This window comes from Marinococcus salis (assembly GCF_054971365.1).
This window is the reverse complement of record NZ_JBQOJB010000007.1, coordinates 91,206-103,524: the sequence shown is the minus strand read 5'-3', so window position 1 is coordinate 103,524 and position 12,319 is coordinate 91,206. Positions and strand designations below refer to the sequence as shown.

General features: G+C 49.3%; 10 protein-coding genes. 5 read left to right on the top strand and 5 right to left on the bottom strand.

Going from position 1 to position 12,319, the window contains the following annotated elements; translation table 11 throughout:
• Positions 1-2: 2 nt before the first annotated feature.
• Both ACTTK6_RS08600 and ACTTK6_RS08595 read right to left on the bottom strand, forming a co-directional pair.
• Positions 3-1,508 carry a UDP-glucose--hexose-1-phosphate uridylyltransferase gene (locus ACTTK6_RS08600; RefSeq protein WP_079474589.1) on the bottom strand — a complete coding sequence of 502 codons (1,506 nt, stop codon included), beginning with the start codon at positions 1,506-1,508 and terminating at the stop codon, positions 3-5.
• A gap of 15 nt (positions 1,509-1,523) precedes the next feature.
• Entirely contained in the window at positions 1,524-2,702 is a 1,179-nt protein-coding gene (locus tag ACTTK6_RS08595; RefSeq protein ID WP_462833193.1) for a galactokinase, read from the bottom strand.
• A gap of 144 nt (positions 2,703-2,846) precedes the next feature.
• On the opposite strand from ACTTK6_RS08595, the gene ACTTK6_RS08590 reads away from it, so the two are divergent.
• Positions 2,847-3,884 carry a potassium channel family protein gene (locus tag ACTTK6_RS08590; protein WP_079474587.1) on the top strand — a complete coding sequence of 346 codons (1,038 nt, stop codon included), beginning with the start codon at positions 2,847-2,849 and terminating at the stop codon, positions 3,882-3,884.
• 99 nt (positions 3,885-3,983) lie between these two features.
• Positions 3,984-4,949 (top strand): Gfo/Idh/MocA family protein, encoded by a 966-nt coding sequence (locus tag ACTTK6_RS08585; RefSeq protein WP_079474586.1) that lies wholly within the window; start codon positions 3,984-3,986, stop codon positions 4,947-4,949.
• A gap of 60 nt (positions 4,950-5,009) precedes the next feature.
• Here ACTTK6_RS08585 and yidA read toward each other — a convergent pair whose 3' ends face one another.
• Complete coding sequence (yidA, locus tag ACTTK6_RS08580) at positions 5,010-5,825, bottom strand: sugar-phosphatase (protein ID WP_079474585.1); 816 nt, start codon at positions 5,823-5,825, stop codon at positions 5,010-5,012.
• Between the two features lie 227 nt (positions 5,826-6,052).
• On the opposite strand from yidA, the gene ACTTK6_RS08575 reads away from it, so the two are divergent.
• Positions 6,053-7,072: a zinc-dependent alcohol dehydrogenase family protein gene (locus ACTTK6_RS08575; RefSeq protein ID WP_462833192.1), complete on the top strand. Its 1,020-nt coding sequence runs from the start codon at positions 6,053-6,055 to the stop codon at positions 7,070-7,072.
• A gap of 278 nt (positions 7,073-7,350) precedes the next feature.
• On the opposite strand, the gene ACTTK6_RS08570 is transcribed toward ACTTK6_RS08575, so the two are convergent.
• The gene (locus ACTTK6_RS08570) at positions 7,351-8,142 is read right to left on the bottom strand and encodes an SDR family oxidoreductase (RefSeq protein ID WP_094908140.1); all 792 of its coding nucleotides are present in this window, start codon (positions 8,140-8,142) and stop codon (positions 7,351-7,353) included.
• A gap of 35 nt (positions 8,143-8,177) precedes the next feature.
• Positions 8,178-8,876 carry a TVP38/TMEM64 family protein gene (locus tag ACTTK6_RS08565; RefSeq protein ID WP_079474581.1) on the bottom strand — a complete coding sequence of 233 codons (699 nt, stop codon included), beginning with the start codon at positions 8,874-8,876 and terminating at the stop codon, positions 8,178-8,180.
• Between the two features lie 205 nt (positions 8,877-9,081).
• On the opposite strand from ACTTK6_RS08565, the gene ACTTK6_RS08560 reads away from it, so the two are divergent.
• Positions 9,082-10,290: a multidrug effflux MFS transporter gene (locus ACTTK6_RS08560; RefSeq protein ID WP_462833191.1), complete on the top strand. Its 1,209-nt coding sequence runs from the start codon at positions 9,082-9,084 to the stop codon at positions 10,288-10,290.
• A gap of 209 nt (positions 10,291-10,499) precedes the next feature.
• A complete protein-coding gene (locus tag ACTTK6_RS08555; RefSeq protein ID WP_462833190.1) occupies positions 10,500-12,212 on the top strand; it encodes a bifunctional metallophosphatase/5'-nucleotidase in 1,713 nt (570 codons plus the stop codon).
• The last annotated feature ends 107 nt before the right edge of the window (positions 12,213-12,319 follow it).

Below are 12,319 nucleotides of genomic sequence, written 5' to 3'. Positions count from 1 at the left end.
TACTATTCTTTTAGCTTTAAAGGGAGGGCCTGCAAAAACTGGCGGAGCCCGCGGCGCCCTTCTGGTGTTTGTTTGAAAACACCGGCATGGTGCAGCACTTCCATGAATTTTCTCCCGACGCCCTGCTCGACTCCCTGTCGTACTTCAGCCTCTGGCCGTCCCTGAAGCTGTTCACGCAGCTCTTTAGCCCACGCCTCATGCTGGCCGGGGACAGTCTCTGCTGCTCCTGCAGCAAATGCAGCAACCTGCTCGAGCTCACCGAGCAGCCGCTCCGGGAGCACGGCCAGCCCCATCACTTCAATCAAGCCTATGTTCTCTTTTTTAATATGATGCACTTCTTCATGAGGGTGAAACAAGCCGTATGGATGCTCTTCTGTCTTCCGGTTGTTGCGCAGCACTATATCCATTTCCCAGGCGCTGCCGTTTTTCCGCGCAATCGGCGTTACTGTATTGTGTGGTTCACCGTTGGAGTAAGCTTCTATCCCAAGCTCCGTATCAGTATAATCCTGCCATGTTTCCCGTACAACTTCCGCCGCCTCGATGACGCTTGTTTGATCCTCGGAGCGAAGCCGCAGAACGCTCATCGGCCAATGAATAATTTCTATAGTCAAACCGGAATGTGCCGGTGCCTCAAATACGGCCTCCGGTTCCGCTTTTTCCAAGGCGAAGGTGTACCTTCCGCCCTGGTAGTGGTCATGGGATAAAATCGATCCGCCCACTACCGGAAGATCAGCGTTCGACCCCATAAAATAATGCGGAAACTGCTCTACAAATCCAAGCAGCCGGGTAAAGGTGGCCCGGTTAATTTTCATATTCCGGTGGTATTCACTGAGAAGAATGGAATGCTCCGGGTAATAAATGTAAGGAGAATACTGCAAATACCAGGTTTCCCCTTCAAGCTCTGTCCGGATTAACCGGTGATTCGAACGGGCGGGATGGCCGATCCGCCCCGGGTATCCTTCATTTTCTTTACACAGCACACATTTCGGATACGAAACCGACGCACCCTTCTGCTTTTCTGCTTCAATATCGCGCGGGTCTTTTTCCGGCTTGGATAAATTAATCGTAATATCAACCGTTCCATAGGAAGACACGTATGGGAAGTGAACGTTTTTGGCCACGCGGTCCATCTGAATATAGTTGGAGGCCCGGCTCAGCCAGTAAAAATAATCGGTAGCTTCAGCCGGGTCTCGGCGGTACTTTTCTTCAAAGATTCGCTGCACCTCGGAAGGCAGCGGAAGGAAGATGTTCATGAGATCTGCTTTAGCCTGTTCCCGCTTGTCGAGCAAATCTTCCACGATCCCTGCCTCCACCATATAAGAGGTGAGCTGCCCGAGCAGTTCCTCAAACGGCTGTGGCCCGGCTGCTGCATTTTCATCAATCGCTTCGAGATGAAGTTCCCGCAGCAGCTGATTACGTGCATACGCCTTATCTTCTGCATGAATTAGGTTATTCTCTTCTGCCCAGTCGACGAGCGACATGATGACTGAATCCACCTGGATGGCCATAGAACCTCTCCTTTTCTACTTTTGCCCGGCCCCTGCCAGCTCCCGGGCCCCACCACCAGCGGCAGCTTTATAAAACGAAGCTTTACGGCCGGTCTCTTTTTCATACACCGCAGCAATAATCTTCTCTGCCTCTTCCGCCTGGTCATGTTCGACAAATGCTATCGCACAGCCGCCAAAGCCGGCCCCGGTCATCCGTGCGCCTATGACACCCGGCTGCTGCTGGGCCGTTTCGGCCAGCGTATCGAGCTCGAGGCCGGTCACTTCATAGTCTTCCTTCAACGAGCGGTGCGACTCATTGAGCAGCCGGCCAAACGCTTCATAATTTTCCGCTTTCAGCATTTCCACTGCCTGTTTTGTCCGGTCATGCTCGTAAATGACGTGCCGGGCTCTTTTCCGGACCGTTTCATTGTTGATCTCATGGCTGAGCTGGTTCCACTCCTCTACCGATAACTCACAAAGGCCTGTAATAGGCCGGTGCTGCTGCATTTCTGCCAGCGCTTCTTCACATTCTGCCCGCCGTTCATTATAGGCTGAGCCTGCGAGCTCCCGGGACTTATTTGTATTCATAATCAAAATAGTATATTTTTTTGTTGGCAACGGGGCGTAGTCATATTCAAGCGACGCACAGTCAAGCAGCATGGCGTGCCCGTCTTTACCAAAACCGATCGCAAACTGATCCATGATACCGGTCTGAACACCGATATACTTGTTTTCCACCTGCTGAGCATACTGAACGAGAGTTTTCATGGAAAGTCCCCATCCTTCGCACTCATTGAGAAGAACCACTGTGGCCAGCTCGATCGATGCTGAAGAAGACAATCCGGCACCGTTTGGGATATTTCCGGAAAAATAAATATCATAGCCGGTTTCAGGGTAATAGCCTTCTGCAGCCAAAACGGCAAATACTCCTTTTGGATAGTTCGCCCAATCATCTTCCGGCTGAAAAGAAAGGTCGTCCAATGGTAGCGCTATCACTCCTTTGTCCAAAAAATTACCGCTCACAAGCCGCAGCTGTCGGTCGTTCCGGCCTGCCGCTGCTGCATATGTCCCGTTTGTAATAGCACACGGAAAAACAAACCCTCCATTGTAGTCTGTATGTTCGCCAATCACATTAATACGGCCGGGAGCAAAAAACAGCCGTTCTGCCTGGCGGGAATACTGTTGTTCAAATTCTTCCAGTACTGCTCTATTCATGGAAGTTCCTCCTTTAGTCTTTTCATCATTATAGCGGAAAGCAAAGCAGAAATAAAGTTTTTACTAAAAATTTTACTTTGTAAGTTTGAGATTTTCCGGACATTAATAGGGGTAATAGTACTTTAGCAGGGAGGAGGCCACAGGATGTTTTTTAATAAATTTTTTGAGCGTTTAATTAATGTGAATACAGCTGTTATTTTTTTAATCACTGCCCTGGTAATTGGGGGCAGCTCCTTTGCAATTTACTACATAGAACCTGAGGAATTCGGCAATCCGTTTAATGGCTTCTGGTGGGTGATGACCTCTGTCACAACTGTCGGATTCGGCGATTACGTGCCGGACACGGTTCCCGGAAAACTGTATGGGGTGTTTCTGTATTTGGTCGGTATCGGCCTGATTTCTATTGTGATCAGTAAGATTATTGATTTTATGTATGTGTATAACCGCAGAAAGGAGCTGGGGAAGTTGGTCTACAACGGAAGAGAGCATATTGTGATTGCCGACTGGAGCAAGCATGCAAAAATCGCTATCCAGGAAATTTTAAATACGGAAAAAAATATTGAGATCGTGCTCATCGATCAATTTGAAGAGACTCCTTATCACCACGACCGCTTGTTTTATGTCCGCGGCAACCCAGTCGAAAAGGAAGTACTGGAGCAGGCCAATATCAACGAAGCCCGGGCGGTATTTATTTTTCCAAATGAAATTACCATCAGCGGAGAATACATTCATGATCCTTCTTACATCGATGGGAAATCATTATTAATTGCTACAAGCATCCAACGGCACTTTAAAGACATTTACACTATCGTGGAGGTCAAAGAACGAAACAATATTCATAATTTTACTCATGTGGAGGTGGATGAGTTTATTGTGAGCTCGGAAATGATCTCGCAGTTGGCTGTCCGTTCCGCCTTCAGCCGGGGCACCTCCAGGATCGTCTCACAGCTGTTATCCAAAAGGCACGGGGAAGATTTATATGAAATACCTAAACGCCCCTCCTGGAGGACGTACCGCGAAGCTTATATGGATCTGCTCGAAGAAGGGGCCACTCTCGTCTCAGACCACGATGACTTAAACATTAACCATAAGCTCGACGAACATATTCCGGAGGATGCCCAGCTTTTCGTTATCTGCCATGAAGATACGTACCATAAAATCAGTGGAAAAGAGGCAAAATGAATTTCACCTGCCCTGTTTAAATTGAAAATTATCCCCTTATAATTCTCTAACTGCGATATAATAGCCGGGTAAACTACTAAATGAAAAGGTGTGAGGCGTATGAGCTTTAACTGGGGCATTATCGGCACCGGCAATATTGCCGGGAAATTTGCTGAAGCATTAAACGATGAGCAAGGCGGGATACATTCTGTCTGCTCCCGCACAATGGATAAAGCTGAAAGCTTTGCAAGTGATTTTAACATTGAGCATCCTTTTGACTCGCTAGACAGATGCCTCGAAGACGAAGCGCTTGATATCGTCTATATCGCCACTCCCCATACGAACCATTATGAGATCGCCAGGCATTGTCTCGAAAGCGGGAAGCATGTGTTTTGCGAAAAGGCGATCACCGTTAACAAGCAGCAGCTCGACGAACTGACAGCACTCGCTTCCGAACGGAGCCTGGTGCTGCTTGAAGCAGTGACGCTGTATTACCACCCGCTTCACCGGGAGCTTCAGCAAAAAATCGCAGATGGGGTAATTGGCAACGTGCGCTCTATTAACGTGACGTTTGGCACTATTAAAGAGTATGACACGACCAACCGCTTCTTTAACCCGGATCTCGCCGGGGGCGCGATGCTCGATATCGGTGTCTATGCCCTCTCTTTCTCCCGTTTTTTCCTTGAAGAGCAGCCCACTGAGATAACAACCATTGGGGAAATGGCGGGGAGCGGCGTGGATGACCAATCCGGCATCGTCCTAAAAAACAACCGGGGCCAAATCGCTGTCGTCCAGCTTTCCTTCAGCTCCAAACTTCCCAAAAGAGGAATCATCGCTGGCGATAAAGGGGCGATTACAGTCGAGAATTTTCCGCGTGCCGACGAGGCAGTCATCGAGTACACTAACGGAGAAACCGAGCGCGTTACCCAGGGCGAGGCTTCAAAAGCTCTGCATTACGAAATCCGGGAAATGGAACGCTCTGTCTCCAGCATGGAGTACGCCCCTCTCCTTCAGTACTCTTCCGATGTGATGACACTGATGGACGAAGCACGCCGGCAGTGGAACTTCCGGTATCCATTTGAATAAAAGTATTTCCCGGGAAATACGGCAAAAGCCTTTATCCACATGGGATAAAGGCTTTAATACTTAAAGGGCATGCAGCAATACATTGTTGATCGCTTCTGCCACGCCGTTTTCATTGTTTGTGAATGTAATAATATCGGCTGCCGCCTTGATTTCCGGGATGGCGTTGCCCATTGCCACTCCGCACCCTGCTGCCTTTATCATAGATAAATCGTTGCCGTTGTCTCCAATGCACATTACTTCCTCCCGGGTGATACCGAGCCGGGCAGCCAGATCCATCACTGCGTTGCCTTTACTTGCTTCTGGATGAAGAAATTCCAGGAAATGCGAGGTACTGCGCATAATCTCGTTTCTGGCTCTAATTCCCGCCGGCAGTAAAAGTTCTGTCCGGTCGATGTCTTCTTTGTCACCGACAAACATCACCTTCGGCAGCGCCACAGAGGGCCCGACTTCTTCAAGCGTACGAACGCGGAGCGGTATATTATTTAAATACGCATCAAGCACGGTATATCGGTCAATGTCCTTCTGCGGCGTGTAAATATGCTCTTCACTAAAATATTGCATAGCTATTGGCAGCTCCCGGCTCAGCACTTCAAGTTCCCGGACATCCTCATAGAGCATATCAAGCTGATTAACAACCTTTTTTGTAAACGTCTCCTGAACAAGCGCCCCGTTAAATACAGCAATATAGTCTCCTTCTTCCCGAAGCGACAGCTCGTCAATGTAACGCTGGACACCCGGAAGCGGACGCCCGGTGCACAGCACGATTTTGATGCCGGCTGTTTTTGCGTTCCGGACAGCCTGGATAACCTCGGGCGTCAATGCATGCTGATCATTCAGCATAGTTCCATCCATATCTACGGCGATTAATTTATACATGTCAACCCCCCACTGTATTCAAATGTGCCTCCCCGCCCTGCTTCAATCCCGCGATTCATTCTTATACATTCAGCTTAATAGAGTTTCTTGTGTTTTTACAGTACAACCCTTAATATTGCTTTCCAATTATTTTTTTAATTAAAATCAAGCTGCTTTCTTTTAAAAAATCGTTTTCCAGGGAATGAACAGTAAGGAGTTCGAGTTCAAACATCCGAGGAGGCTATACGATGGCATCAGCACAAAACCGGGCTTTTCGGCTTCGTGAGCCGAGAAGCATAGAGAATTTAGAAATGACAGAAGAATCAATGCCGCAGGTCCAGCGAGGAGAAGTGCTCGTCCGAGTGAAAGCTACTTCCTTAAACTACCGGGACCTCGCTATGGTCGAAGGCGGCTATCCGGGAGAGCTGCGGGAAAATCTCGTCCAGCTGTCAGACGGCGCTGGGGAAATTGTTGAAGCAGGCGAAGATGTGCGCCGCTTCCGCGTCGGAGACCGGGTAGCCGGCAATTTCACGAGGGAATGGTTCGGCGGAAAGCGCCCTTCGTACATGGAGCCGTATGGCACACACAGTAACGGCTGGCTGACGGACTATAAGGTGATCGACCCCGAAGAGCTCGTTCGTTTGCCGGACCACCTGACGTACGAGCAGGGAGCCACGCTTCCATGCGCAGCGGTGACTGCCTGGAATGCTCTGCACGGCCCTTCCCCGGCTGGACCGGGAGATACGGTGCTGACGCTTGGCACTGGGGGCGTTTCTGTTTTCGCCGTACAGCTCGCGAAAATTCTCGGCCTTCGTGTTATTTCCACCACTTCGAGCAGCTGGAAAGAGGAAAAGCTGCAGGAGCTTGGTTCTAACAACATTATCAATTACAACGACACGCCCAACTGGGGAAAGCGGGCAGAAGAGCTCTCCAACGGCGGCGTAAATCGTGTCGTCGAAGTGGTCGGCCCTGCTTCGTTTCATCAATCCATTGAAGCCGTCGCCCCCGGCGAAGAAGTAGCTTTAATCGGTGTGCTTACAAGAACCGGGGACAAAATCGATTACTACGACCTGTTCGGAAAGGCTTCCACAAGAACGATTGGTGTCGGCAGCCGGGATATGTTCGAGTCCATGAATCGAGCCATCGCTGCCCATCAGCTGACGCCGGTAATTGATACAGTCTATCCATTCGAACAGGCCCAGGAAGCCTACCGCCACCTGAAAAGCCAAAACTTCTTCGGCAAGATTGTTATTTCCCACGACCAGTAATAAAACAAGCGGAGCGCTTCTGTTACGCGCTCCGCTTTATTTTTCTTCCTAATCCATCTGAACCGCCAGGAGAAGGTCACTTTGGCACATCTTCCAGCCGCATCCCCGTTTACGTTACATAATAAGAACATGACTTTTAAAAACCGCTTCGTCAAATCGGCCAGAAGTGAGAGGGTGGCCACAAAAGCCTATCTGCCGGACGCTGACATCTTCTCGCTTTTCTATATGAAATATGGCATAAGCGTTATCCGGCAGCGAAGAGGGTACATTTTCCCGCCTTAAAGCGCCTTTATCAGTCCGCCGTCCACGAGCAGTGTCTGGCCGGTGACATAGGTATTAGCGAAGGATCCGTAAAAAACGACCTGGCCAGCAAACTCCTCCGGATACCCGTAGCGCCCAAGCGGGATAGCTGCTTCCGACTCCCGGCGTACGTCCTCTGCTTTCTTACTCTCCTGTTCAGCCTTTCTTCCGTCGATCTCTGTTACCCGGTCCGTGGCTATTTTTCCGGGGCCCAGGGAATTAATGAGAATGCCATGTGGTGCAAGTTCCTGGGACAGGCTTTTGGCAAGGCCCATCAAGCCGGCTCTGAACGTATTCGATAAAATTAAATTGTCCAGCGTCTGCTTCATTGAAGAAGACGTAATGTTGACGATTCGTCCGCCCCCACTTTGCTTCATCGATGGCAGCACTGCGCGTATTGCACGCACGAAGCTCATCAGATTTAAGTCAAATGCCCTCTGCCAGTCGTCGTCATCGAAGTCCTCAAATGTGCCGGCAGGAGGGCCGCCGGCGTTATTAACGAGCACATCGACCGCACCGAATATTTTCATCGTATGTTCCACAAGCGCTTTAATCTCTGCTTCCTTCGTAATATCACAAACATAATAACCAACCCGGCCGCGGCAGCTTAGAGATAGGAGCTCTTTTTCTGCCTCTTTCAGGCTCTCCTCCGAGCGGCCCGTAATCATGATATTAGCGTCTTCTTTCGCAAATGCCGCGGCCGATGCTTTTCCAAGGCCCCGACTCGATGCCAATACCAGTACTGTTTTTCCCGCAAGCTTCAGATCCATGCTTTTCTTCCCTTCTTACTGCGGACCGGTGGTGTTCATACCGGCGGCTGCAGCTGTTTGGTTTCTTCTTTCAATTCTTCTGTATCAAATTTGTTTTCTACGTTCTGTTTAAGCACAAAGCCGAGCACAGCTATTACCACTGCCACCACACCCAGAATAATCATTTTCAATGGCTCGAAGGAAAGAATGCTCGAGCCAAAAAAGCCCAGCAGCACAGCCCTAGGTATAGTACCGATCACGGTGGCGCCAAGGTATTGCCTCCACCCAACATCCAGACGGGCACTGAGAGAGGTCAATAAATCATAATGAAGCACCGGAATGAGCCGGAGCATTAATAAAAATTTGAACCCGTGATCCTCGAGCTCTTCTTTGATTTTGTCCAGTTCCTCCATGTTTTTATCACCTAAGTCTAAATCGCCCGCCTTACGACGCTTCGTGAAAAAAGAAACGGTGGCGCCCAGCACGGCTCCAAGAAAAATGAGGACAGCTCCCAGCCAGTGTCCGAACAAAAACCCGGCGGCCACGGCGATCACTGGGAGAGGAATCAACAGGTACGGCCGGATTACAAATAACAGCAGCAGGACGACAGGGCCAAAAAACCCAATGCTTTCCATCCATCCTTTTACATCTTCAGGGTTGAGATGCAGATAAAAGCGGGAAAGCATTAGAAGTAGAATAGCGGCACCGACCGTAATTGTCAGCCTCAGAGCATAGTGTTTTAATTTTGCTTTCATAACGCCTTCCTCCTAAGTATCTATCTTTATTATAACGGAGAAGCGAGGCATTACGCCTTATTTCCCCAAAAATTATACCTGTAAAAGCATTTTATTTTTATGATATGAGCAAAAAACTTTCCATCTTTTCTTTTTTTAGGTAAGCTGAACCAGATTTGAGCATTTTCATCTATTTCATTTTCAGCTAGAAAGGCGGCTTACATATATGAACCAATTAACCGGCTTCAAGCGGGCCCGCTTTGTCGTCCTGCTCGGAGCACTTGCAGCACTGATTCCTTTAACTATTGATATGTACCTTCCCGCCCTTCCTGATATTACCGCTTCCTATGAAACCAGTGCTTCCGTCGTACAGCTGAGTTTAACGGCCTGTCTGCTCGGGCTCGGTGTTGGCCAGCTCGTCGCTGGAGCTCTCAGTGATGTGTATGGCCGGCGCCGGCCGCTCATTATAGCACTAATCGTTTATATTGCAGCGTCAGCTGCCTGCATTTTTGCGCCGAACATTTTCATTCTGATCGCCGGACGTTTTATACAGGGCTTTGCGGCTTCAGCCGGACTCGTTATTTCCCGGGCAATTGTCCGGGATGTCAGCAGTGGAGCTGAACTCACAAAGCTGTTTGCCCTGTTGATGCTTGTCAACAACCTTGTGCCGCTGCTCGCCCCTTCTATAGGGAGTGGAGTGCTCCTTTTCACCAGCTGGCCCGGTATCTTTTTAACGCTTTCTGTACTTGGCACTATTCTGCTCCTGATCACAGCGTTCCGGTTAGGTGAGACCCTTCCTGTAGACGACCGCGTGCCAAGCAATCTGGGGACTACCTTCAGCAATTTTGTATCTCTTCTTAAAGACCGGCAGTTTTCAGGATACGCTCTCTCCCAGGGGTTTATGATCGGCGGTATTTTTGCCTACGTGGCCGGTACCCCGTTTATCTATCAAAATATATACGGCGTGTCCCCGCAGGTGTTCAGTATTCTGTTTGGATTAAACGGGCTCGGCCTTCTTCTGGGCACGTTTATGGTCGGCCGTTTTGCCTCTGTTATCTCTGAAAAGATATTTCTTGAATCCGGACTTGTGATGGCCTTTATCGCCGGTCTGGCTTTGCTTGTGGTCGTTATTTTTGAAGGGCCGCTCTGGGGCATTGTGTTCCCTATTCTGTTTTTTGTTACCTCTATCGGCTTTGTCGCTACTTCTTCGTTTTCCCTTGCGTTGGAAACCCAGAGCCATGTCGCTGGCAGCGCTTCGGCACTTTTAGGCCTTCTGCCATTTGTGCTTGGTGCCGTTACGGCCCCAATGGTGGGCATTGCTGGCGAAGATACCGCCGTTCCCATGGGGCTGACCATCTTTCTAATGAGTGCCCTGGCTCTCGCAACCTACGTATTCATGGCTAAACGCGGAGGGCCGGCAGAAAAGCCGGCTTAATAATCTAAAAGAATCGCGACTTTGGATGCAAAAAAATAGTAGAGGCAGGCGCAAATTTTTCCAAAGACTGTAGTATTAGTCTGCCGAAACCTGGGTATATCCTCTGCCTTTTCCCCTCTGTTTACAAGCAGTAATTCCTGCTTATTGGCAAAAGATCAAAATTTTCTTACATTTTAATTGGTGCTTTTATACATATCAGGGGGGATTACATGAACAACTCATATTTACGGTGGGGAATTGCCGCCGGCGCTTCTGCTGCTTTTGTGCTGCCTGCAGCTAATGCCGGCGCAGCCGGGGGAGAAACGGAAGTCACAGTCATTCACGCCAATGACATCCATTCATCTATTGAGGATATGGGAAAGCTTGCCGGCTATATTGATGAGAAAAAAGCAGAATCAGATCACGTCGTGTTTGTCAGTCCCGGAGATATTTTTAGCGGTGACCCTGTAGTTGATTTGCAGGACGGCGCTCCTATGGTCGACTTAATGAACGATGTCGGACTTGAAACGATGACGATCGGCAACCATGAATTTGATTACGGTCAGGAAGTCTTCGCCCGGAATGAAGCAGACAGTGATTTCACCTGGATTAGTGCCAATACCTCAGTTGAAGACAGCTCCATTCCTATTGAAGAGCCCGCCGCCTATGACGAAATTAACGTTAACGGCATCGACATTGCCCTTCTTGGATTGACCCAGGCGCCGCCTGGTACAGCGCCTGATGGCATCGAAGGACTTAGCTTTGACAACAACTATGCAGGGGTGGCAGAGTCGTACGAAACCCTTGGAGAAAACGCAGACCTATTTATTGCTCTCACCCACATAGGCTATAGCGAGGATGAGCAGCTCGCAGAGGACGTGGACTTTTTTGATGCCATTATTGGCGGTCATACGCACACTGTTCTTGAAGAGCCAGCTGTCGTAAATGGCACCCCTATTGCCCAAGCAGGTTCAAGCCTCGATTTTATTGGAGAAATGACTTTCACCCTGGATGATGAAACCGGAGAAGTAACAAATACTGAAGGACAGCTGCATGATATCGAGAGCATAGAAGCGATGAATGAAGACGTTCAGGCGAAGGCGGATGATTATATAGCAGAAGCCGATGAACTGCTGGGAGAAGTCATCGGGGAAACAAATACCGGCCTGTCTAGAGACAGCCGCTATGAGGAAGACGCCCCTCTTGGTAACTTCTGGACCGACTCCATGCGCTATACTACGGATACAGACGTGGCTGTTTATAACAACGGTGGCCTACGGGCTGGCATCGAGCCTGGTGAAATTACTGCAAGAGATATTTATTCCATTGAACCGTTTGGAAATAATATCGTTGAAATGAATATGACGGGGGAAGCTCTTGAGGATGTAATTGAACAGTCCTACAATCGCAGCGAGCAGGTGGACCTGCAGACGTCCGGGCTGAACTACACTATTTACACCACTGAAGACGGAACATTTAACGGAGCCGGGCTCACTATTGACGGGGAGCCGGTAAAAAGCACAGAAACCTACTCGGTCGCTCTGCCAAATTTCCTCGCGGACGGCGGGGACGGCTATAATTTCGAAGGAGAAATTATCCAACCTGACGCCGGGCTTGTGACCAACAGTATGATCACCTATGCTGAATTCTTAATGGAAACAGAAGGCGCCGTGGATTATGAAACAGAGGGACGGATCGCCCTTGAAGTCGGGGAACCGGCCATTGAAGAACCGGAAGCCCCCGTTGAGAATGTAACAAAAGAATGTATTATCGATGAAGTTCATGAACTGGTGCCAAACGGCAATCCAAATAAAAATGACTCCGGCTTTAACCGCGGCCAGCTGATTTCTATACTCCAAAAGTATAAGAACGGGAAAGACGTAGAAGTTCCTGCTGCAGCAGAGCCGGCAAAGGAATGCATTGACCAGGCTCAGGCGGAGTAACAACGCGACAAGATGCAGGACCGGGTCCCCCCGGTCCTGTTTTTTTCAGTGGTTTACTTTTCCCTTCGATCATGCCTTTTTATACCAGGTAACGCTATTACAGCCTA